This window comes from Arthrobacter rhamnosi (genome assembly GCF_054510855.1).
On record NZ_JBTNDT010000005.1, the window covers coordinates 174,490 to 195,536 of the forward strand.

The 21,047-nt window shown below is 70.0% G+C and carries 25 protein-coding genes and 1 riboswitch; of the genes, 11 read left to right on the top strand and 14 right to left on the bottom strand.

Going from position 1 to position 21,047, the window contains the following annotated elements; all coding sequences use genetic code 11:
* The first annotated feature begins 60 nt into the window (after window positions 1-60).
* Entirely contained in the window at window positions 61-924 is an 864-nt protein-coding gene (locus tag ACX80I_RS11860; RefSeq protein ID WP_459345325.1) for an aldo/keto reductase, read from the top strand.
* A gap of 164 nt (window positions 925-1,088) precedes the next feature.
* Here ACX80I_RS11860 and ACX80I_RS11865 read toward each other — a convergent pair whose 3' ends face one another.
* On the bottom strand, window positions 1,089-1,499 hold the full coding sequence (locus ACX80I_RS11865) for a YybH family protein (RefSeq protein WP_459345326.1): 411 nt from the start codon (window positions 1,497-1,499) through the stop codon (window positions 1,089-1,091).
* A 151-nt stretch (window positions 1,500-1,650) separates the two neighbouring features.
* Here ACX80I_RS11865 and ACX80I_RS11870 point away from each other — a divergent pair, with 151 nt between their 5' ends.
* A complete protein-coding gene (locus tag ACX80I_RS11870; protein WP_459345327.1) occupies window positions 1,651-2,349 on the top strand; it encodes an SDR family oxidoreductase in 699 nt (232 codons plus the stop codon).
* A 22-nt stretch (window positions 2,350-2,371) separates the two neighbouring features.
* Here the strand turns inward: ACX80I_RS11870 and ACX80I_RS11875 are convergent, their stop codons facing one another.
* The 4 genes from ACX80I_RS11875 to ACX80I_RS11890 all read right to left on the bottom strand — a co-directional run bounded on the left by ACX80I_RS11875 (window position 2,372) and on the right by ACX80I_RS11890 (window position 6,053).
* On the bottom strand, window positions 2,372-2,728 hold the full coding sequence (locus ACX80I_RS11875; protein ID WP_459345328.1) for a VOC family protein: 357 nt from the start codon (window positions 2,726-2,728) through the stop codon (window positions 2,372-2,374).
* 157 nt (window positions 2,729-2,885) lie between these two features.
* Window positions 2,886-3,569, bottom strand: coding sequence for a YqjF family protein (locus ACX80I_RS11880; RefSeq protein ID WP_459345433.1), 684 nt, complete (start codon window positions 3,567-3,569; stop codon window positions 2,886-2,888).
* 78 nt (window positions 3,570-3,647) lie between these two features.
* A complete protein-coding gene (locus ACX80I_RS11885) occupies window positions 3,648-4,715 on the bottom strand; it encodes a spore photoproduct lyase family protein (protein ID WP_459345329.1) in 1,068 nt (355 codons plus the stop codon).
* 81 nt (window positions 4,716-4,796) lie between these two features.
* Window positions 4,797-6,053, bottom strand: a complete 1,257-nt coding sequence (locus tag ACX80I_RS11890) for an MFS transporter (protein WP_459345330.1) — start codon at window positions 6,051-6,053, stop codon at window positions 4,797-4,799.
* Between the two features lie 149 nt (window positions 6,054-6,202).
* Between ACX80I_RS11890 and ACX80I_RS11895 the strand changes: the two genes are divergently transcribed.
* The 3 genes from ACX80I_RS11895 (at window position 6,203) to ACX80I_RS11905 (ending at window position 7,513) form a co-directional block, all read left to right on the top strand.
* Window positions 6,203-6,721: a MarR family winged helix-turn-helix transcriptional regulator gene (locus ACX80I_RS11895; RefSeq protein ID WP_459345331.1), complete on the top strand. Its 519-nt coding sequence runs from the start codon at window positions 6,203-6,205 to the stop codon at window positions 6,719-6,721.
* Window positions 6,718-6,927, top strand: coding sequence for a hypothetical protein (locus ACX80I_RS11900; protein ID WP_301225212.1), 210 nt, complete (start codon window positions 6,718-6,720; stop codon window positions 6,925-6,927). Before ACX80I_RS11895 ends, ACX80I_RS11900 begins: the two co-directional genes overlap by 4 nt.
* A 223-nt stretch (window positions 6,928-7,150) precedes the next feature.
* Window positions 7,151-7,513, top strand: a complete 363-nt coding sequence (locus ACX80I_RS11905; RefSeq protein WP_459345332.1) for a hypothetical protein — start codon at window positions 7,151-7,153, stop codon at window positions 7,511-7,513.
* A 145-nt stretch (window positions 7,514-7,658) separates the two neighbouring features.
* Here the strand turns inward: ACX80I_RS11905 and ACX80I_RS11910 are convergent, their stop codons facing one another.
* From ACX80I_RS11910 to ACX80I_RS11925, 4 genes are all read right to left on the bottom strand, one after another.
* Window positions 7,659-8,291 carry a uracil-DNA glycosylase family protein gene (locus tag ACX80I_RS11910; RefSeq protein WP_087074068.1) on the bottom strand — a complete coding sequence of 211 codons (633 nt, stop codon included), beginning with the start codon at window positions 8,289-8,291 and terminating at the stop codon, window positions 7,659-7,661.
* Between the two features lie 140 nt (window positions 8,292-8,431).
* Window positions 8,432-8,872, bottom strand: a complete 441-nt coding sequence (locus ACX80I_RS11915) for a pyridoxamine 5'-phosphate oxidase family protein (protein WP_459345333.1) — start codon at window positions 8,870-8,872, stop codon at window positions 8,432-8,434.
* Window positions 8,873-9,006: 134 nt separating this feature from the next.
* On the bottom strand, window positions 9,007-10,134 hold the full coding sequence (locus ACX80I_RS11920; RefSeq protein ID WP_459345334.1) for a Gfo/Idh/MocA family protein: 1,128 nt from the start codon (window positions 10,132-10,134) through the stop codon (window positions 9,007-9,009).
* Window positions 10,131-10,865, bottom strand: a complete 735-nt coding sequence (locus ACX80I_RS11925; protein WP_459345335.1) for a sugar phosphate isomerase/epimerase family protein — start codon at window positions 10,863-10,865, stop codon at window positions 10,131-10,133. The genes ACX80I_RS11920 and ACX80I_RS11925 overlap by 4 nt, the downstream gene beginning before the upstream one ends.
* A 112-nt stretch (window positions 10,866-10,977) precedes the next feature.
* Between ACX80I_RS11925 and ACX80I_RS11930 the strand changes: the two genes are divergently transcribed.
* Window positions 10,978-11,997 (top strand): LacI family DNA-binding transcriptional regulator, encoded by a 1,020-nt coding sequence (locus ACX80I_RS11930; RefSeq protein ID WP_459345336.1) that lies wholly within the window; start codon window positions 10,978-10,980, stop codon window positions 11,995-11,997.
* Window positions 11,998-12,071: 74 nt separating this feature from the next.
* The gene (locus ACX80I_RS11935) at window positions 12,072-12,548 is read left to right on the top strand and encodes an aminoacyl-tRNA deacylase (protein ID WP_459345434.1); all 477 of its coding nucleotides are present in this window, start codon (window positions 12,072-12,074) and stop codon (window positions 12,546-12,548) included.
* Here ACX80I_RS11935 and ACX80I_RS11940 read toward each other — a convergent pair.
* Window positions 12,523-13,194, bottom strand: coding sequence for a peroxiredoxin-like family protein (locus ACX80I_RS11940; RefSeq protein ID WP_459345337.1), 672 nt, complete (start codon window positions 13,192-13,194; stop codon window positions 12,523-12,525). The two genes, ACX80I_RS11935 and ACX80I_RS11940, sit on opposite strands and share 26 nt — an antisense overlap.
* Before the next feature lie 283 nt (window positions 13,195-13,477).
* A riboswitch (cyclic di-GMP riboswitch) is annotated at window positions 13,478-13,552 on the top strand.
* 16 nt (window positions 13,553-13,568) lie between these two features.
* Between ACX80I_RS11940 and ACX80I_RS11945 the strand changes: the two genes are divergently transcribed.
* Window positions 13,569-14,804, top strand: coding sequence for a glycoside hydrolase family 26 protein (locus ACX80I_RS11945; RefSeq protein WP_459345338.1), 1,236 nt, complete (start codon window positions 13,569-13,571; stop codon window positions 14,802-14,804).
* A gap of 18 nt (window positions 14,805-14,822) precedes the next feature.
* On the opposite strand, the gene ACX80I_RS11950 is transcribed toward ACX80I_RS11945, so the two are convergent.
* Complete coding sequence (locus ACX80I_RS11950) at window positions 14,823-15,629, bottom strand: DNA-formamidopyrimidine glycosylase family protein (RefSeq protein ID WP_459345339.1); 807 nt, start codon at window positions 15,627-15,629, stop codon at window positions 14,823-14,825.
* 158 nt (window positions 15,630-15,787) lie between these two features.
* On the opposite strand from ACX80I_RS11950, the gene ACX80I_RS11955 reads away from it, so the two are divergent.
* Both ACX80I_RS11955 and ACX80I_RS11960 read left to right on the top strand, forming a co-directional pair.
* Entirely contained in the window at window positions 15,788-16,177 is a 390-nt protein-coding gene (locus tag ACX80I_RS11955; RefSeq protein ID WP_459345340.1) for a hypothetical protein, read from the top strand.
* Window positions 16,178-16,354: 177 nt separating this feature from the next.
* Entirely contained in the window at window positions 16,355-16,780 is a 426-nt protein-coding gene (locus ACX80I_RS11960) for a hypothetical protein (RefSeq protein WP_459345341.1), read from the top strand.
* Window positions 16,781-16,886: 106 nt separating this feature from the next.
* On the opposite strand, the gene ACX80I_RS11965 is transcribed toward ACX80I_RS11960, so the two are convergent.
* Entirely contained in the window at window positions 16,887-17,855 is a 969-nt protein-coding gene (locus ACX80I_RS11965) for an NAD(P)/FAD-dependent oxidoreductase (protein WP_459345342.1), read from the bottom strand.
* A 55-nt stretch (window positions 17,856-17,910) separates the two neighbouring features.
* Window positions 17,911-20,079 carry a 4-alpha-glucanotransferase gene (gene malQ / locus ACX80I_RS11970; RefSeq protein ID WP_459345343.1) on the bottom strand — a complete coding sequence of 723 codons (2,169 nt, stop codon included), beginning with the start codon at window positions 20,077-20,079 and terminating at the stop codon, window positions 17,911-17,913.
* Between the two features lie 172 nt (window positions 20,080-20,251).
* Here malQ and ACX80I_RS11975 point away from each other — a divergent pair, with 172 nt between their 5' ends.
* Window positions 20,252-20,563 carry a hypothetical protein gene (locus ACX80I_RS11975; protein WP_459345344.1) on the top strand — a complete coding sequence of 104 codons (312 nt, stop codon included), beginning with the start codon at window positions 20,252-20,254 and terminating at the stop codon, window positions 20,561-20,563.
* Between the two features lie 4 nt (window positions 20,564-20,567).
* On the opposite strand, the gene ACX80I_RS11980 is transcribed toward ACX80I_RS11975, so the two are convergent.
* On the bottom strand, window positions 20,568-21,041 hold the full coding sequence (locus tag ACX80I_RS11980) for a MarR family winged helix-turn-helix transcriptional regulator (RefSeq protein ID WP_459345345.1): 474 nt from the start codon (window positions 21,039-21,041) through the stop codon (window positions 20,568-20,570).
* Window positions 21,042-21,047: the final 6 nt, after the last annotated feature.

The following is a 21,047-nucleotide window of genomic DNA, read 5'->3' on the forward strand; positions in this document are numbered from 1 at the left end:
CACCAAATCCGGATCCGTGCTTACCATGGCGACTGCACGTCTATTCAGAGGAGAACGACAATGCAGCAACGCCTACTCGGCGGTACTCCGGTCAGCGCACTCGGACTGGGCGGCATGCCCATGTCCATCGAGGGACGCCCCGATGAGGACCGGTCCATCCGCACCATCCACGCAGCGCTGGACGCCGGCGTCACCCTGATCGACACCGCGGACTCGTACCACCGCGACGCCGACGAGGTGGGCCACAACGAGTTGCTCATCGCGAAGGCCCTGGCGACCTACGGCTCGGACAGCTCGTCCGTGCTGGTCGCGACGAAGGGTGGCCACCTGCGTCCGGGCGACGGGTCGTGGACGCTGAACGGCCGTCCCGACTACCTCAAGGAGGCCGCGAAGGCCTCGCTCAAGCGGCTCGGTGTCGACGCGATCGGCCTGTACCAGTTCCACCGACCGGACCCGGAGGTCCCCTACGAGGACTCCGTGGGCGCAGTGAAGGACCTGCTCGACGAGGGCGTGATCCGCATGGCGGGCATCTCGAACGCCACGGTGGACCAGATCAAGCTCTCCAACGAGATCCTCGGCGGACGGCTGGTGTCGGTGCAGAACCAGTTCTCGCCCGCCTTCCGCTCCAGCGAGGACGAGCTCAGGTACTGCGGCGAGAACGGCATCGCCTTCCTGCCGTGGAGTCCGCTCGGAGGCATCAAGAAGGCCGGCGGACTCGGCGAGCAGTTCACGCCGTTCCAGGAGATCGCCGACAGGCACGGGGTCAGCCCCCAGCAGGTGTGCCTGGCCTGGGAACTCTCCCTGGCGCCGACGGTCATCCCCATCCCCGGGGCTTCCCGCCCCGAGAGCATCCGCGACTCGGTCCGGGCCGCGGAGCTCGAACTCTCGGCCGACGAGCTCGCGACGCTGTCCGGCACCCGCTAGCCCGCCCGCTCGAGACACCGGACGCCCGCCCTTCCCCGGAAGGGCGGGCGTCCGCGCTCGAACCTCACGATGTACCGGGCACGGGGGCCGCAGGCGCCGGTGATTCCGCTCCGGAAGGGACCGACAGGCGCCCCGTCATCGGCGGACAGGACGGCGCCCCGCGCTCACTCCCGGCCGTTCCCGGGAACAGGGCTGAGGTGTTCGTGGACCGCCCGGACGGCACCGCCGGAGCGGTGGAAGACGATGGTCTCGCGCTCGTGCGTGGTCTCCGGCACGCCCGCGGTCGAGGTGGTCGTGCGGACGTCGTGGGTGAAGATCGCGACGTCCCCGAGGAGCTGCACCCTGGGGTTGCTGCTCGAGCATGCGGTCACGCGCCAGCCTGCGGCGAGCCACTCGGCCCACAACTGCTCGTAGGCGCCCCGCGAGTCGAGCCTGCGGTCCTCGGTGGAGAAGACGAAGGTGGCATCCTCGGCGAAGCAGTCGAAATACGCGCGGGTGTCGGTGGCCCGGAAGGCATCGACGAGGACGGCTGCCGCCCGCGTCACGTCCTCCTCGGTCAGGTGTGTACCGGTCATGATCGGGCCTTTCGTCGAGACGGGAAGTTTTCCCATAGTGAACATTTGTTGTTCAGAGTGTCCGCGAGCATTTCTGCCGTGTCAACGGCAGCGACCCAAGGGCGGCCTTCCCTGCGCCCGCATGACAGCGGCCCATTGCTAGGGTGAAGCCATGTCTCCGAACCCTGTCGCCCTCATCACCGGCGCATCCCGCGGCATCGGCCGCGCCATCGCCGACGAGCTGGGCTCGACACACCATCTGCTGCTCGGCGGCCGTGACCTGACGGCCCTGGCGCACCTCTCGTCGTCGTTCCCGTCCGCGGAGCCGTTCGCCGCCGAACTGCGCGACGCCGGCCAGGTCGCCGCGGCGGTCGCGGGCATCCCCCGCCTGGACGTCCTGATCCACTCGGCCGGCGTGCTGCGGATGGGCGCGATCGCGGAGCTGTCCGACGACGCGTGGCGCGAGAGCTTCGAGGTCAACGTCTTCGCCGTCGCATCCCTCACACGCGCCCTGCTGCCTGCACTGCGCGCGGCGGGTGGCCAGGTCATCGCCATCAACAGCGGTTCGGGCTACACCTCCGGGGCCGGATCGGCGGTGTACAGCGGCACCAAGTTCGCGCTGCGGGCCTTCACCGACGCGCTGCGGGAGGAGGAGCGGCCGAACGGCGTGAGGGTCAGCTCCATCCACCCCGGCAGGGTGGCCACGGACATGCAGGAGGAACTGCATGCCTGGGAGGGCAGGGACTACCGGCCCGAGGCCTGGATCCGCCCCGACCAGGTGGCGAAGGGCGTGCGGCTCGCCGTCGACGCGACGCGGGAAGCGGCGGTCGAGTCGCTCAGCATCCGCCCTTCGGGCATCGCCTTAGGGTGATACCCCGCGCAGGTTTGCTGCGTCAGTCCGCGCAGAGGCAGAACGGGTGGCCCGCCGGGTCGAGGAACACGCGGAAGGTAGTCCCCGGCTGGAATCCGTGCCGAACCGCGCCGAGGGCGACCACCGCGGCTTCGGCCTCGTCGAGGTCGTCGACCACCACGTCGAGGTGCGCCTGCTGGGGCTTGTCCGTCGACGGCCACTCCGGCGGCGTATAGGGCTCGACCTTCTGAAAGCAGATCGATTGGCCGTAGTCGGCCCGGATCTCGGCCCAGTCCTCCGACACGTCGGCGGTCCAGTCCAGCAGCGCGCCGTAGAACGCTGCGAGGACGGCGGGATCGGGGCAGTCGAGGACGGTGCTGGGGTAACGTGCGATAGCCATGGCACCGACGATAGACCCGCACGAGGACGAGCCGTGTCCGCATCGGCGACGGTTTCCTCGCGTCCGGAGAGGCGCTACCGAACGCCGCGGGGCCGGCGCGCGGTGCGGCCTGACGCCGGACCTCGCGCCGGGACTGAGCGCCGCCCCGGCGCTGCCCTCACGCCCGGTGGACCACGCCCGGCCGCCCGAACTGCGTCTGCACGCCCGGTGAGAACAGGACCGACTCCGGCGGCCCCTCGACCAGGAATCCGGCCGCACCCAGCAACCCGTCGTCGAACTCCGTCAGCGCCGCCGGATGCAAGGGCCAGGGCATGTGGGTGTTGGGAATGTAGAGGGTCCTGCCGGCCAGGGTGCTGTGCAGCCCGAAGCGCGCGGTCAGTTCCAGCGACAGGGCGTCCTCCGCTGTCCGGTCCGTGTCCGGCCGGACGGCGAAGCGGGACGTGGCCTGCTTGCGGTACCGGACGACGTCGTACCCGTACTCCCGCCGCGCACCCTCCCCGCGCTGGATCGGGGAGCACTTCGACCACACGTACGGGATCCCGCCCGCGCGCGCAGCGAGGACGACGGCGAGGCGCGACGCGTCGAGGGTCACGAAGACGACGCCGCGCGTGCCGTCGGGCCCTCGCGAGTAGAGCCGGACGTTGATCTCCGGAAAGGACCCGAAGTAGGGGACGGGCAGGCCCCGGCCCAGCCCGGCTCCGACCATGCGGAACCCGATCAGCCCCACCCAGGACGAACCGTCCACCTCATCGGGCACCACTCCCGGGGGCAGGTAGGGTGCTGCCACCTCGGGGGCGATCCGCCAGTGCAGGAACACCGCGTCCGCCCAGCACTGGTCCATGATCACGGGACGCGGCAGCGCGGGTGCGAGGTACCGGGCGGGGTCCTGCTGGTGGCCGGTCGTCACGCGGACTGCGCCCTAGAACGCATAGCGGATCCGGCAGTAGGGCAGTTCTGCCCCGGCCAGGCGGAGGAACTCATCGAGGTAGCCCCGCTTCTCGTAGGCGATGTACCGCACGTTGGTGAAACCATTCTGCGACCGTTTCGTCTCCTGGAGGTCCGGCCGCCACAGAATCTCCTCGGCTTGCGGGTGCCAGCCCATGTTGACCTCGTGCAACTGCTGGTTGTGCGTCAGGAAGATGACCTCCGCCGCGAGCTGGTGCTTGGCCGCCGGCGAGAGCGAGGCATCCAGGTGCCGGAAGAGCTCGCGCCAGTCCTCCTGCCAGCCGGGCGTGATGATCACCGGCGAGAAGTTGACGTGCACCTCGTAGCCCGCGTCCACGAAGTCGTTGATGGCGGCGATCCGCTCGGCGACGGGAGCAGTGCGCACGTCCACCGTGCGGGCGAGCCTCTCGGGCATGAGCGAGAACCGGATGCGCGTGCGTTCCTGCGGGTCCCACGACAGCATGTCGCGGTTCACGTACTTGGTGGCGAAGGAGAGCTTTGCGGTGGGGAGGTCCCGGTAGAGGTCGACGAGGTCCCGCACGTTGTCGCTGACGAGCGCATCGACGGAGCAGTCGCTGTTCTCTCCGATGTCGTAGACCCACGCGGAGTCGTCGCACTGGTTGGGTTCCAGCTTCATGCCCTGCCGGGCGACGTGCCGTTCGAGGTAGCCGCTGATCTGGTCGATGTTCGCGAAGACCGTGATCGGGTTGCTGTACCCCTTGTGGCGCGGGACGTAGCAGTAGGCACAGGCCATCGCGCAGCCGTTCGCCGTCGAGGGCGCGATGAAGTCGGCCGACCTGCCGTTGGGCTTGGCCGTCAGGGTCTTCTTGACGCCGACGACGAGGGCCTCGGTCTTGATCCGCGCCCATCGGCGGACGTTCGCCTCATCGCCGCTGAGTTCGGGGATCCGCCAGTGGCTCGCGACCTCCACGATGTCGGCCTCCGGCCAGCGCGCGAGAATCTCCTTGCCCCTGGGCAGCTCGGCCGCGGCCGGCTCGACGTAGATACGACTGATCTGGAGCAGCTTGCTGGGCTGGAGCATGCGACCTTCCGAGTGGCGGCTTTGCATCCAAGGTATCGGCCCGCACCGACATTTCCGGGCCCCTGCGCACTCGCCCTCGGGTCAGCTCTCTGTGGGAGATCCCGTCGAGCCGTCCGTGCCGCGTTCCGCGGCATCGATGGTCGTATCGGTCAGGACCAGGAGCCCCACCAGGAGGAACATCGTCAGCACACCCATGAGAACGAAGACCGCCTCGATGCCGAGGACATCCGCCAGCAGGCCCCCGGTTCCTGCACCCAGCGGCATGGTGCCCCAGGCCATCAGCCGGAAGCCACTGTTCACCCGGCCCAGCAGCCGGTCCGAGGTGATGCGCTGGCGCAGGGACACCGAGATGACGTTCCACACCGCGATTGCGAGGCCGCCGAGCACATAGGTGGCCCCGATCAGCACGAGGCTGTCGGTGAGGGCAGGAACCAGGACCAGCACGGCCGAGGCCGGAATGGTCAGGGCGAGGGACCGTGACCGGCCGAGGATCCCCTGGATCCGTTCGGCGACCAGGGCACCGGCCACGCTGCCCACGGCCAGCATGGCGAGCAGGACGGCGTAGCCGACCTCCGACAGCTTCAGGGCCGACGACGGCCCCACGGCGTGGAGGACGAAGATCGCGAACGCCGCGCTGAAGGCGAAGTTGAACACGCCGACCATGAGGGCGAGAACCCGGAGCACCGGGGAGGCCCAGAGGAACCGCAGCCCCTCGGCGACCTCTGCCCGCATGCTCGTGGTGCCGGTTCGGGGCATGCGGTAGGACCCCGGCAGCAGCAGCAGCAGGCCGCCCGCGGCCAGCCAGAGTGCCGCCGCACCCCCTGCGGCGAGCGCCGCTCCTCCGGCGACGAGTGCTCCGCCGAGCGGAGGCCCAATGAACTGGCCGGCCGTCAGTTCGACCGCGAACAGGCGACCGTTGGCCCGCGGAAGCTGGTCCCGATGGATGAGCTGCGGAAGGATCGACTGCGCGGAGGTGTCGTACAGCGTCTCCGCCGTGCCGATGACGAACCCGACCGCGTACAGCAGCCAGATGGACACGCCGCCGCCCAGCGCTGCTCCGGCCAGCAGCAGGAGGGCGCAGGCTCGGACGGCGTTGGCCGAGCCCATCACGCGGCGTCGGTCCAGCCGGTCGGACAGGGCGCCGGAGGGCAGGGCGAACAGGAGCCACGGCAGGCTGAGTGCCACGCCCAGTCCACTGACGAGGACAGGCGACGTGGTCAGGGCGACCGCCATGAGGGGAAGAGCCACCTTGAGGGCACCATCGGCGAGGTTGGACAGCGCGGAGGACCCGAGGAGCGTCCAGAACGGACCCCCGAGGGGCGGCGCAGGCGAAGGCATGACTCAGGATGCCAGACGAATCTCGCCTGCGGGCAGCACCACCTGCGGGGTAGCACCCGTGCCGTGATGACCGGTGGGCCAGGTGCAGGCTCGCGGTGGTAGCCTACTAATAATTAGTACACGAACCTTTCAGCCGCAGAAGGGGCCCCATGGACACCAGGACCGACGACGACCTCCTGCTCGAGCGCCAACTATGCTTCGCACTGTCCGTGGCATCCCGCAGCGTGGTCGGCGCCTACCGGCCGGTCCTCGAGAAACTCAATCTGACCCATCCGCAGTACCTCGTGATGCTCGCCCTGTGGGAGGAGAGCCCGCGCACGGTGCGGAACATCAGCCGGGCGCTCGCCATGGAGTCCGCGACCCTCTCACCGATGCTCAAGCGACTGGAGACGCTGGGACTGGTGACGCGCACCCGGGTCGCCGGCAACGAGCGCGCCCTTGCCGTCGAACTCACCGCAGCGGGCCGGGAGCTGCGCACCGAGGCGCGCCAGGTCCCGGTGACCATGATGGAACGGCTGGGACTGACCCGCGAGGAGGTCGAGACCCTCAACGACGCCATGCACGCCATCATCCGGGCGACGGGAACCGAGCTTCCGTCCTCGAGGTACGCATCAGAACTCCCCCTACCCCGGGGGTACGAACGACACCAGGAGAAGGATTACCCATGAGCAAGAAGGATCCGCTGTCCGCGCGTTTCATGACGGCCACCGGAAAGCTGCGCATGTTCTTCGGCCCCGCCCAGCGGGGCACCACGTCGGGGCCGATCGTCTACCGCGACGACGAGGCACAGCGCCTCCGGCAGGAGGAACTGCAGCAGTGGACGGTGGTGCGCAACCCCGACGGGTCCACCTACCTCAGGCGGAACGGGGAGTAGCGGCCGGCGGGAACCGCGCCGGCCGAAGGGCGTGGCCACGGGCCCGCGGGGGTGCAGCCGGACCTCTCGGGGGCCGCGTCGGTCTACCGAGCGGTAACTTGCGGAATTCTTGCGCCTGGAGCGCCGGAAACAGGCGAAATCAGTGGCAGACTATTGCAGTCAATGTTTTCTGCCCATGGGGACTTTCAGGGCGCCCTTTTGACTTAGAAAAGGTCTCACCTATATGAGCACGCAGCGCCCGTCCGTCAGCACGCCTTCCGCCGCCTCCCGGTCGCCGAGGACCACGCTCCTCGTCATGCCCGGGGGGCGCGATGCGCCGGGCGCCGGAGTGCTGGCCGACCACCTGGCTGCCGAGACGGAGGGATTGCTCGACTCACTCGAGGGAACCGTCGCCCGCCTGGCGCTGGCGCACCGCTCGTGCATCCCCGACCCCTGCGAGCGCGCCCTGGACGACGAGGCTTTCGCCTGGGTACAGCAGTCCCTCGAGGACATCTCGGCGACCCTGCGGGGCCTCACGCTCGGGCGCGCTGCTGATGATGCCGCCCCCGCCGGGGCCTCCTTGCGCACGGTGACCGGCTCGGCCTGAGGCCTCACCGGGCGACATGCAGAACAATGCGCTGAATTCCGCCCGGGCGGAGTTCAGCGCATTGCTGTAAGGGTCGACTTGCCGACTCCTTGACGACCCGTACGTCCGGATCCATCCGGCCGCCGGGTCCAGACGGACTGCGGATCTAGATGGACTGCCGGACCCGGATCCCGGCCCTGCCCATGGCGTCGGTGTAGGCCGACTGGATCTCCTTGAGCCACAGCTCCTGGTTGGCGGGAGTGCCCTTGAAGGCGCGCTCCCCTGGTGAACGGACCTCGTAGATCTTGAACCCGCGCTTGGCGATGGCACGGTTCTCGAGCTTCATGAGCCGGCGCGCGGCCTTGTGGGCATCGGCGCCGTGCGCCACGAGTGCCGAGGCGCGGGGAACCTGCTGCAGGAAGGTCAGGAGGGGCTTCACCCCATCGGTGATCTGCTCCATAGTCAGGGCGCGCTCCTTGCCCTCCGGGAGGTACCAGGGGTGGGCGTTCCACGGCATGAAAGCGTCGGGGCGAAGGCCGATCGCTTCGTAGATCCCGGCCATGCGGATGGAACTGGGGTCGTCGTTTTCGAACGAGACGAACCCCGACGGCAGCGATGCTCCCGGATTCGAGAAGAGGCTGACGATCTTGCAGCCGTCGACGTCGTGGATGGGATCGATGTACGGCACGCCCGACCCCGGCTTGGACTCGGCCAGCGCGTCGCAGAGCCGGTTCACGTCCTCGATCTGTGGATCGTACCGCTGTTCCCATTGCTGGGCCCGATACGTGGGGTCTGCCATGCGCTGTACCAATTCCGCCTCCTCGCGGACGGCGCCTGGGGTGGCGCGAACGTGTCCGCAGACTTCCAGCCTACGCCAGTCGTTCGCGGGCTCCGCTGCAGCGGTGTCAGCAGCGGTATCAGCAGCGGTATGAGGCCGTGCTACCGGGCCGTACCGACGCGGCGCCCGGAAACCGACGTGGGCACCACCTGCACGAGCTGCCGGCGATCCCCGCCGGCCCACGGTTCACTGACCATGCGGCCCCATACCGCCGACAGAAGTGCCTCGTCCGTCACGACGGCGGTCGATCCCTGCACCAGGACGGACCAGCCGGACATCTGCTCCGCGACCACGTGATCGACCTGAAAGGCCACCCGGTCGAGGGACGTGCGGCCCAGGTCACCTGTCGACGAGGTGCGGAAGTAGACACCGCGGTCGTGGACCACGTAGTTCACGGGGAAGATGAAGATGCGCCCATCCCTGAGGAACCCGAGGCGGCCCGTGAGGCCGGTACTGAGGAGGGCCCAGCATTCGTCCGGCTCGATGGCCTCAGAGGAATGCCCTGCCCCCGGCATGTCCCAGACGTCGTGATCGGTGGTCATTGCGCGGTCCTTCCATCGATGAATCCGGACCCCTCCACCCTAGGGGAGCAACGCCCTGGACAGGAGTCCGGCCGGCGACTTCTGTCCAGGGCCCGTGCGGACGTCAGCAGATGCCGGTCTCCGCGCCTCCGGCGTCAGGCGAGAGTCGACACGTAGGGATCCCAGTCCTCGGGCAGCGGCTCGGCCGCGGTTGCCGTGCTCAGCAGCGGGACGAACTCGCCCGTCGCGATGCTTTCGGAGATCGAGACCATGGCATCGAGCACGTGGTACGCCATCTCGCCCTGCGCGCGGTGCGGACGCCCCTCACGGAGTGCGCGCGCCATCTCGAGCACACCGCTGCTGCGCGTCGACGTCGCCCCGACTGCCGCGATCACCTCCGGTTTATCCGCTCCGGGGCGGGTGAGCAGCAGGTCGCCCGTGAAGGTGTTCGGGTCGGGGAAGGCGAGCGTCCCCTCGGTTCCGGCGACCTCGATGAAACCCGCGCGCTTGAGCGGCGAATCGAAGCTGAAGATGCTCTGGGACGACCCGCCGCCGGCGAACTGGGCGATCGCGCTGACATGGGAGGGGACGGTGACGTCGAAGACCTCGCCGGCCTTCGGACCCGATCCGATGGTGCGCTTCTCCCTGGATTTCGAGCCGATGCCGGCTACCTTCGTGATGGCTCCGAAGGTCTGGACGAGGGCCGTCAGGTAGTAGGGACCCATGTCGAACAGCGGCCCTGCGCCCTCCTGGAAGAGGAATGCGGGGTTCGGGTGCCAGGACTCCGGTCCTGGCGACTGCATGAGTGTCAGCGCCGTGAGGGGGACGCCGATGTCTCCCCGCGCCACCAGGCGCAGGGCGGTCTGCAGGCCTGCACCGAGGAAGGTGTCCGGGGCGCACCCGAGCCGGACCCCTGCGGCGTCGGCGGTCTTCAAGAGGCCGATCCCGCTCTCCCGGTCCAGCGAGAAGGGCTTCTCGCTCCACACGTGCTTGCTGGCACCCACGGCGGCAGTCGCGACCTCCACGTGCGCGGCGGGAATGGTCAGGTTCACCACGATCTCCACGTCGGGATGGTCCAGGGCGTCCTGCACACTCCCGGATGCCGGGACGCCGAACTCGGCGGCCCGCGCGGCAGCGAACTCCTCGAACATGTCGGCGACGATGTGCACCGTCACGTCGGGGAAGCTCGTGAGGTTGGTCAGGTACTCCCTGCTGATGACCCCGGCGCCGATGACGGCGACGCCGACCGGGCCCGTGCGGCGGGCCCCCGCATGGATGCTCATTTCTTCCCCTCGTTCAGGTACGCCAGGCTGTCCGCGACGGCGGTGAAGATGTCGCCGTCGAAATCGTCGAGTTCCACGACGGCGGCTTCGAGGCCGGGAGCGGCGCCCAGCACGTCCCAGACGCGCATCCGCCCGGAACCGACGGCCACCTGCTCCTTGTCGTTCTTCGTGAGCGGACCATCCTTGATGTGGATGAAGCGCACGCGGTCACCGAGGCGGCGGAGCAGTTCCACGGGGTCCTCGCCGCCCACGGCCGCCCAGTACGTGTCCACCTCGAGGACCACCCGGGGGTCGAGGTGGCCGGCGAGGACCTCGAGTCCGGAGACACCGTCGATGCGCTCTTCCAGTTCGAATTCGTGGTTGTGGTAGCCGACGGTGATCCCGTACCCGGCGCCCTTCTGCGCTGCCGCGTTGAGCGCCTCGGCCGTGGCCTTGATGTCGGCCTCCGACGTCCAGTGGGACCGCTCCACGTGCGGGTCGATCACGGTGCCGATGCCCAGCGTGCGTGCTGCCTCGAAGATCTCGTCCTGGTCGGCACGGAGGAGCGGCGCGTGGCCGGACGGCGCGGTCAGCCCGTTGGCCGACAGTGCCTCGGCCAGCTCCTCCGCGGTGGCGACGAAGTTGTAGGGCTCGACGGCGGTGTAACCCAACTCGGCGACGCGCTTGATGGTGCCGGGAAGATCCTCGCCTATCGCTGTCCGCAGTGTGTAGAGCTGCAGTGAGTACGTCACGGATTATTCTCCTCGCTGAGAAATCGGGCTTACTGAACCGGTTCAGGTGATGGGTCGAACCTAGGCGATAGTCCCGGGCCGGTCAAGGAATCGCGGGGCTATTGTGTAATCCATGGCCAAGGAAACCATCGCCGGTCTCGCGCAGCGCCTGGGCATCTCGAAGGCATCCGTCTCCTACGCTCTCAACGGCCAGCCGGGAGTGAGCGAGCTGACCCGGCGTCGTGTCCTGGACCTCGCCGATGAACTCGGGTGGTATCCCAGCTCCTCAGCCCGCGCCCTCTCCCGGTCCCGGGCAGGCGCCGTGGGGATGGTGCTGTCCGCGGACCCCCTCCTGATCGGCACTGAACCGTACTACATGGGCCTTCTTACCGGCATCGAGACCGCGCTCGCCGAGGGGGACATGGCCCTGATGCTGCGGATGGTGGGCAAGGATCCGGAACAGGAGCGGGCCACCTACGAGCGCTGGGCCGGTGAGCGCAAGGTGGACGGCGTCATCCTGTTCGACCATCGCCACGCCGACCCCCGGCCCGCCCTGCTCGAGCGGCTGAGGCTTCCCTTCGTGCTGCATGGAGCGCCGGTCACGGAAGGTGCCGCTGTCCGATCGGGAACCACGACCGACCACGCGCTGGACGCCGCCACCATCGTGGACCATCTCCACCGGGCCAATCATCGGCGGATCGCCCACGTCTCCGGCCCCCGCAGCTTCCTGCACGAGGAAGCGCGGATCAGGGGCGTGCAGGACCGCGCCGGCCGGCACGGCATCTCGGTGACCCAGTACGAGGCGGACTATTCGCTCGATTCCGGTCGTGATGCAGCCGGAGCGCTCCTCCGCGCAGGGGAGGGGATCACCGCACTCGTCTTCGGGAACGACCTGATGTCGATGGGTGGGCTGCTGGCGATGCGCGCCGTGGGCCTGCGCTGCCCGGACGACGTCGCCCTGGTGAGTTGGGACGACTCCCTGCACTGCGAGCTGGCCTCACCCTCCGTCACGGCACTGGCCCGCAATCCGGGCCTGCAGGGTCGGATTGCCGCGGAACTGCTCCTGGGGCTGCTGGACACGGGCGCCGTCCAGACGGCCCGCATGCCTGCCGGGAACCTCGTCGCCCGATCGAGCACCGGCGCCCTACCATAGGGCACCATGGACTCTCCCGCCCCCGCCCCCTGCCCTCAGAACGCGATGCCGCGGCCCGTGCACTCGACGTCGTCCTGGTACCCAGGACGGACCACGGCACGTTCGACGACGCGGCGACGGCCCAGGGCCTCTCCGGTGCCGACGGCGTCAAGACGATGGTGGCCAAGGTCAGCGGCGGGACCACGGTCTTCGTGCTCATCCCGGGGACGCGGCGACTGGACTGGGCGAAGCTGCGGTCGCTGCTGGCGGTGAACAAGGCGTCCCTCGTGAAACCGGAGGCGGCACGCGAGATCACGGGATACGAGTCCGGGACCATCACGCCACTGGGCAGCAGCAGTGTCCTTCCGGTCTATGCCGACGAGCGGATCCCAGGACGCCGTATCGGCATGGGCTCGGGCTCCCGGGATTATCTGCTGTTCACGGATGCGGATCCGCTGCTGGCCTCGCTCGGTGCGACCGTCGGTGACATCACGTCGGAGCTCCCCGCGGAGGCCGCTCCGGCGGCATCCGGCCCTGAAGGGGCGGCTACAGTGCCACGAGGGCGTCGATGATGTCGCAGGCCTCCGTGCGCGTCGTGTAGTCCACCCGTGGGTCGATGAGGCGGATGGTGCCCGTGGCGTCGGCCACGACCACCGTGGGGAACGGGATGGCGCCGGTCCCGTCCATATTGAGGCCTGCCACGTCGATGCCCAGGGCTGCCTGCGCCCGCACCACATCGGGACCCGGCACACTCACGATCCCGAGGCGCGCGGCCAGGGCATTGCCCCTGTCCGCATAGAGAGCGAAATGGAGCCCGTCGTCCCGGGCGGCCCGGACCGCGGAATCCGGCTCCTGCGGACTGATCGCGATGAGTCGGGTCCCGAAGGCCTCGACGACGGGACGGAGCTCGCGCTGGTACGTCTTCAGCGCGATGCTGCAGTAGGGACACCAGGAACCGCGGTAGAACACGATGATGGCGGCCGCGGCGCCGAGCACCTCGCTCAGCCGCGTCCGCTGTCCGCCCGCGTCGTACAGGAAGGAGTCGGGTAGCGTGTCGCCCACTCGTGCGACCCCCCGGGGGAGGCCGGCGCGGCGGAGGTCCTGCTGCTCGCGGGCGAACACCTCGGCGAGCACAGGGCCGATCTGCGCCTCGAAGGACGGGGTGAACGCGTCCACCTGCAAGGCGATGGTGTTCGTGAATGCCGGTCCCTGATTCATCCGTCCCCCTCACTAGACCCGCCACGGGAGCCTCGATACCGTGGCAGGACCCATTGTGGTGCACGACACACGGAATTCCCAGCACGGCAGCCCTTCCGGTCCTGCCACCGGGCACGAATCGAGGAGCCCGGCGTGCCGTCGGCGCGGCGCCGGGACGGCCTGCGGAAGACCTGCACGAATCCTTCGGCATACTTCAGGCGCAGAAGACCGTCGCGGGGCAGCGCGCTCGGGACAATGGAGGAGGCTCCCGCCGCGCGGGAGACGCACCGCTCGGGCAGCCGCCCGGCGACAAGGGCAAACCCGGCGCGAGCCGGGGACGCAAAGCCACGGGACCCCTGCGGTCAGCCGGGCTACCGAACACCTAGGTGCCGATCATGCTTCCAGCTTCCCGCGTATCCGCCGGCTCCGCCCGTGGAACCACCTACCGCCTCCTCCTCCTCGTCACAGCGATGGCGGTCCTCACGTTCGGACTGACACCCCCCGCTCAGGCCGCAGCGACGATCACCCTGAGCAGCACGTCCGGGGAAGCCGGCTCCCCCGTCACCGTCACGGGCGCCGGGTTCCCGAAGCGCACAAAGGGCACCGTCGTCGCCGGCACCGCGAAGGTGGCCGTGACGACGACCTCCACGGGCACGTTCCAGGTGTCGATCGGAATGCCCACCGCGCCGGGCACCGTGACCGTCACGGCCACGGCCGGCAGCGCCGTCGCAAGTGCCTCGTTCACCGTCGTCGACCCTGTTCCCGCGCCCCCCGGCACCAGGACCATCCGGTTCGGTGTGGGCACGAACGGCGGAGCTGCCGCCGGCGGTGAACTGGACGAGGTTGCTGCCCTCGCCGGCGAGGCTCCCTCGATCGTGCTGTCCTACAAGGACTTCAACCAGGCGGCGCCACTCGCCGAACTCGACGCCGTGCGGGCCCGGGGCGCCGAGACACTCCTGACCTGGGAACCCTGGACGTGGGGCGGCGGCACGGAGCAGCCCGCCTACTCCCTCGACCGCATCGCGGCGGGAGACTTCGACACCTACCTCCGGGAGTGGGGTACGGCGCTCGGCCAGTGGGGCCAACCCGTCTACCTCCGGTTCGCGCACGAGATGAACGGCAACTGGTATCCGTGGGCCGAGGGCGTCAACGGCAATGGCGCGGGCGACTACATCGCCGCCTACCGGCACGTGCACGACGTCGTCGCGTCGACGGGCGCGACCAACATCAGCTGGGTCTGGAACCCGAACGTGCCCTACTGGGGCTCGACGCCCCTGGATCAGCTCTACCCGGGCGGGGACTACGTCGACGTCGTGGCGCTGGACGGCTACAACTGGGGCACCTCGCAGTCGTGGAGCGCGTGGCAGGAACCCGAGGTGCTGTTCGGGGAGGGCATCACGCAGCTGCGGCAGCTCGCCCCCGGCACTCCGATCATGATCGCGGAGACGGCTTCCTCCGAGGTGGGCGGGTCGAAGCCCCAGTGGATCACCACCCTGTTCCGCTATGTGTCCGCGCAGCAGGACGTCGTCGCCCTCGTCTGGTTCCACATCAACAAGGAAGCGGACTGGCGGATCAACAGCACCTCCGCCTCCGCCGACGCGTTCAGGGCGGGCCTCGCAGCACGCCGCTGACGGGGACGGAGCGCAGCGTCAGGCGGAGGAGCGCGGGGACTGGCAGCGCGGACACCACCAGGTACGACGGCGGCCCGGGTCGCCGGGCACCTCGGCCCGAACACGTATGGCCGTCCCGCAGCGCAGGCACGGCCTGCCGGCCCGGCCCACCACCCAGTGCCGCTCACCCCTGCGGAGGGTGCCCGTGGTGACCTGGTGCGCTCCGGGCCGGGTGGCGGAGAAGCGCAGGCACCGCGCCCCGAGTGCCACCAGGGCGGGGACGTCGACGTCGGCCATGACCGTGTCCGGGTGGAGGCCCCTGAGGAAGCAGAGCTCGTTGACCCAGAGGTTGCCGAAACCGGCGACGTTGCGCTGGTCGAGGAGGGCAGCGGCGACGCGCACGGCGGGATCCCGGCCGAGCCTGCGGACCGCTTCGTCCGCGGACCAGTCATCGCGCAGCGGGTCCGGGCCGAGGTACCCCACGACGTCACCCTCCGCACGGGTGGGCAGCAGGTCGACGACGGGCAGGTCCAGGCCGTACGCCGTCGGCCCGTCCTCCACCTCGAGGATCACGCGGGCATCGGGCAGGAGCCTGCGGGGCAGCGTCCGTCCTGCGGCCGTCACCGTCCACGACCCCTGCATCAGCAGGTGCGTGTGGAGGGTGAGGCCGCCGTCGAACCGCGTCAGCAGGTGCTTTCCATGGGTCACATGCTCCGTCACGCGCATGCCGTCCAGTGTGGTGGTGGCATGGGCGGGGACACGGAGGTCCCCGCGCTTCAGGGTGCGGCCGTCGAGGGATTTCCTCAGCCTCGCCGCGAGCCGGAAGACGCTGTCCCCCTCGGGCATGATCCCTCCCCTGCTCCGTCCGTGGTCCCGGGCACAGAGTAGCCTCCGCCGCCGACACGAGCCGCGGGCACCGGGGCGAGCCGTCGCGGGCTTGTCAACAGCTGCGGAGTGCCGGTTATCCGTTGTGGCAGGGTTCCGGTGTTCCTAGCGTTGGCGGCATGACAAAGCCCATCACTCCCCGGCAGCACGGACTCATCGACTACGGCTTCTCCGCGTCGATGCTCACCCTTCCGTCGCTCTTCGGCATGAGTTGTAAGGCACGGCTTTTCTTCGCGATGTTCGGTGCCACCCAGGGTGCCGTCAACGCGATCACCGACCAGCCCTTCGCCATCGCGCCGCTGATCAGCTTCCGCGCCCACCGCACGGCGGACCTGGGCAGCACGCCCCTCTACGCCCTGGCTCCGCTGCTCACCGGCGTGGCTCGGGAGGGCCGGGCCCGTGCCTTCTGGCTGCTCATGGGCGGCGTCCTGGTGGCGGTGTACAACCTCACGGACTGGCAGGCGACCACCAGCTCGAAGAAGAGCGGTGGCCGCTTCCGTCTGCGGTAGGCGGCCGCTACTCCTCCTGAACGCGCTGCTCCCCCAGGTGCCCTGCGCGTCGAGCAGCAGGGGCCGATCGGCTGTCTTCCGGAGAGCCCGGGCGCCGCGCGCCGAAAATGCCCCTCGCCCCCCTTGGTGCAGTGGTCTAGATTCGGAAGCACGGCAATCCACCGAAGGGAGAACAGCGTGAAGAACAGACTGGTTTTCGGGGCGGGCATGGGTGTTGGCTACGTCCTCGGCACCCGGGCAGGCCGGGGCGCCTACGAGCAGCTGCGGACGAGGGCCCAGAAGGTGTGGAACAGCCCCACGGTGCAGGACAGGGTCAGCTCCACCACCGACACGATCAAGAGCAAGGCACCGGCGCTGCAGGACTCCCTGAAGGGCAAGCTGAAGAAGGGCGGATCGTCGTCGGACGACGGCGCCACAGCACCCCAGAACCCGGGCAAGGACGTGGGCGCGAGCGGTGACCTCCCCCTGGACGTTCCGCCGGTCGTCACCGCCATGGACACGGGAAGTGCCGGCCTCGGCCCGAGCGGCGGGGATCCCCTCCTCACCGAGGACGCCCCCTTCCAGGGCCAGGACGGGCAGACGCGCCCCGACCTCGACAGGTAGTCGCAGCAGCGAGGTAGCCGCAGTCGCGAGGTAGCCGCAGTCGCGCGAAGGCCCCGGTCCGACCGGGGCCTTCGCCGTGTCCGCGCCCCGGTCCGCCCGGCGGGTCTCAGACGCCCTCGCTGACCGCTTCCTCGGCCTCCATGCAGGTCTCGCAGTCCTCCTCGACCAGCATGGCGTTGATGGCGACCGCCATCCGGTAGGCGTCCCCCGCGGCCGGCACCAGCTGGGCGGCGGGATCCGCGGCATTGCCGACGGCCCAGACCCGGTCGATGGAGGTACGCCCGATGTCGTCGGTCGACACGCAGCCGTCGTCGCGCATCTCGCAGCCGAGGTCGGCCAGCAGGGGCAGGCCCGCATCGGCACCGGGCTCGCAGAAGATCGCGGAGCAGGGAACCAGCGAACCGTCCTCGAGGCCGACGCCCTGCAGCGGACGCGGCCCGCCGTCATCCGGCCCCAGGGCCAGGTGCCGGACGCGCGCCTCCGCGATCCGGACACCACGATTGCGCAGGCGTCGCTCGTCGTCCTCCGACAGCGCGCCGAGGAGGTGGGGGAAGAAGGTCACGTCCTCGGACCACTGGCGGACGAGCAGCGCCTGATGGATGGAGGTCGGGGCCGAGCCCAGGACGCCGAGAGCCTGGTCGCGGACCTCCCAGCCGTGGCAGTAGGGGCACTGCAGGAGGCCGCGACCCCACGCCTCCCGGGCGCCCGGCAGGACGGGGAGGACGTCGCGGAGGCCCGTCGCCAGCAGCAGCTGGCGCCCCTGCACGGCCACCCCGTCCGCCGTACTGACGGTCCAGCTGCTCGGCGCCTGTTCGGCGCGCTCCGCGGAGCCGTCGAGGAACCGCACCCCGTACGGTTCCAGATCCTGGCGCGCGAGCGAGACGAGGCTCCCGGGCGGGGTCCCGTCCCTGGTGATGAACCCGTAGGCCGCATCCGCCGGAGCGTTCCGGGGCGTTCCCGCATCGATCACGGCGACGCGTCGCCGCGCCCGCCCGAGGACGAGCGCGGCGCTCAGCCCCGACAGCCCACCGCCGATGATGACGACGTCGTACGTCTGGTCTTCCGGGCTGTCCATTCCTCCATCCGACCACGAAGGGACGATCCGGTGCGGTCCCAGATTCTTGTTGCGGTCAGGCGATGGGCCCGGTGGCGCCCTCCGTGGCAGGAATCCCCAGGGCTGCGATGAGCGATGCGAAGCGCTGGTTCCCGGCGAGATCCTCGACGAGGACGGCCTTCCCCTCGGCGTCGGCGAGGGGGATCCGCCAGTTCGGGTACTCGTCGTTGGTGCCCGGCTGGTTCTGCGTGCGGCGCTCCCCGACGGCGTCGGCGAGCGCGACGCCCAGCAGCACCGACGGGGTCTGCGCGATGAGGGCGTGCAGCGCCTCGACGGTCTCCTGGACGACCGGCGCCTCGCCCTCGAGCAGGCCGCGCTGCCGCAGGAGCGCGAGGAACTTCTCCTGGGTGGCGCGGTCCTCGGCCTGCTCCTCCTCCACGGGGCGGCTGAGCAGGCCGAGCTTCTCGCGCAGCAGCACGTGCTCGCCCGCCAGGTAGCCCGCACTCGGTGGGAGGTCGTGCACCGTGACGGTGGTCAGGCATCCCTTGCGGTAGGACTCGGGAGGCAGGGGCCCGTCCTCGTCCTGCTCGAACCAGAGGATCGAGGTGCCGAAGATCCCACGCTCCGCCAGGTACTCCTGCACCCCGGGTTCGAACACGCCGAGGTCCTCGCCGACGACGATCGCCCCGGCGCGCTCCGCCTCGAGGGCGAGGATGCCGATCAGCGCCTTGTGGTCGTAGTAGACGTAGGCTCCTCCCCCGGGCTGGGCACCCTGGGGGATCCACCACAGCCGGAACAGGCCGAGGATGTGGTCCACCCGGATACCGCCCGCATGGCGGAGGATGTTCCGGAGCATGTCGCGGAAGGCCGCATACCCGGACTCGGCGAGCCGCTCCGGGTGCCACGGCGGCTGGCTCCAGTCCTGGCCGTGCTGGTTGAACATGTCCGGCGGGGCGCCGACGCTGATGCCGGCGGCGAGCACGTCCTGCAGCGCCCACGCATCCGCGCCACTGGGATGCACTCCGACCGCGAGGTCGTGCACCACGCCGATGGACATGCCGGCACCGGTGGCTTCGAGCTGTGCCTCCTGCAGCTGCTCATCGACGAGCCACTGCAGCCACTCGTGGAACTCGATCCGGGCGGCATGGCGCTCCGCGAACTCGCGGGCGCCCGGCGAGCCGGGGCGTCCGACGTCGTGCCATTCAGGTGCCCCGGGGGCGAGCGTCTCGGCGAGCGCCGACCACAGCGCGAAGTCGGCGAGCCCCTGGCCCTGGTGGGCCCGGTAGGCGTCGAAGTCGTGCTGGCGCTGTGCGGGACGCTCGACGGCGAACACGAGCTCGAGGGCTTCGAGCTTGGCGGCGTAGGACGAGTCCCGGTCGAGGAGATCGGTGGCCGTGTTGGCTCCGGTGAACCGGGCGGCGAGGTCACCGATCCTGGCGCGAGCGGCGTCGTCGAGTCGCGCGTACTCCGGGATGTCCTCGATCCTCAGGTACAGGGGGTGGAAGTAGCGCCGGGTGGTCGGCAGGTACGGGGACGGCTCCACGGGTGGTACGGGCTCGGCGGCGTGCAGCGGGTTCACCAGCACGAACCCGCCTCCCTGGGCGGCGGCGGCCTGCGCCAGCCCGCCCAGGTCCGCGAGGTCGCCGATGCCCCAGGACGCCGACGACCGGACCGAATAGAGCTGGGCCATGAGCCCCCAGGTGCGGTGGTCCATCAGGGCCGCCGTCGTGCTCAGCCGGTCGGGCGTGACCACGAAGGTGCACGACGACTGCTGCCCGTCGACGACCGCGTGCAGCGTGTGCCAGCCGAGGGGCAGGGCGTGGGGCAGCGTGCCGTGCCGCCGTTCGAGGTCCTGCCCGTCGACGGTCCGCGTCTCCGTGGCCTCGGCGACTGTCCCGGTGTAGTGGATGCCGTCCTCGTCGACGGCCCAGAACTCGACCTCGGCCCCGGCGGGCACGTGGAGCAGCACCGGGTCCCTGTCGCGCTGGCGCACCACGACGACGGCGGGCAGGACCGAGCTCCACGGTCCGGCGTCCACGTCCTCCAGGGCCCGGGCGATGGCCGCGTCCGATCCGGCGTCCACGCCGAGGGCCGCGAGGACCGTGATGAGGGTCTCCGGGGCGACCCGGGCGGGCTTGCCGTCCCACCCCTTGAAGGTGGTCCCCACCCGGTGCGCCTCGGCGAGCTGCTCGAGCGGCGAGGGGATGGTCGGGGTTGCTTCTTCGTGCTGTGTCGTGTCGGCCATGCCTCCAATCTAGGGGTGGATCAGCAGGCTGCGCATCCGGGCGGGCGGAGCTCCCGCGATTTGACGGGCGCTCCCCCGCCCGGCGGCCTAGCAGTCCGTGTACGGACGGACAAGCTGCCGCGGAGCACACCCCGTGCTGGCCGGAGCCCGTCCGGCGGTGACAGGGTGGAGCATGGCCTACTTCCTCGAGTACCTTGTCCCCGCAGAAAGCGGCGGAGCGGACCTGCCGGTCGATGACGCCGATGACGGCTCCGTCCCCGTCAGCGAGACCGCCGGGCGGGTGGTCCACGTCGACGCCCTGCCTGCCCGCAGCCGGATCGCCGCCGACAGCCTGGAGGCCGCGCGGACCGAAGCGGAGCAGCTCCTCCAGCACAGCAAGGCCGACACCGGCGAGCTCTTCGAGGACTCCGGGGATTCCCTGGAGTCGGGAGCGGGCCGGAGGGTGGGGCGGTTCCGCGAGGGTTCCGGGTGGAGCGAGGACTGACCGGCTACCAGGTGTCCTTCGTGTAGGCCGCGTTGAGCCGGGCGATCAACGCACCGAGGTTCTTCACGTCCTCGGGCTTCCAGGTGCGCATCAGTGCGGTGAAGGCGATGCGCCGCCCGCTCTGCGCGGCCGCGAGCTGCTGCTCGCCGAGCGCGGTGAGCAGGACGCGCTGGGAGCGGGCGTCGTAGGGGTCGAGCTGTCGGACGACCAGGCCCAGCCGTTCCAGCCCTGCGAGCTGTCTGCTCACCGAGGGCTTTCCCACGCCGATGCTCGCGGCGATGTCCGTCGCCCGCAGGGATCCCTCCCGCTGAAGGAGCGTCAGGATCCCGTAGGCAGCCGGCTCCATGTCGGGGTGCACGTTCTTCGCGAGGGCATGGGAGGTGGTCCGCTCGCGGCGCCACAGCACACTCGTCTGCTCCTCCAGCACCTCGATCGCTCGATCGAACGCCTCTCCGTCGGGCCCCTTCACTGCGTCCATGGAGGA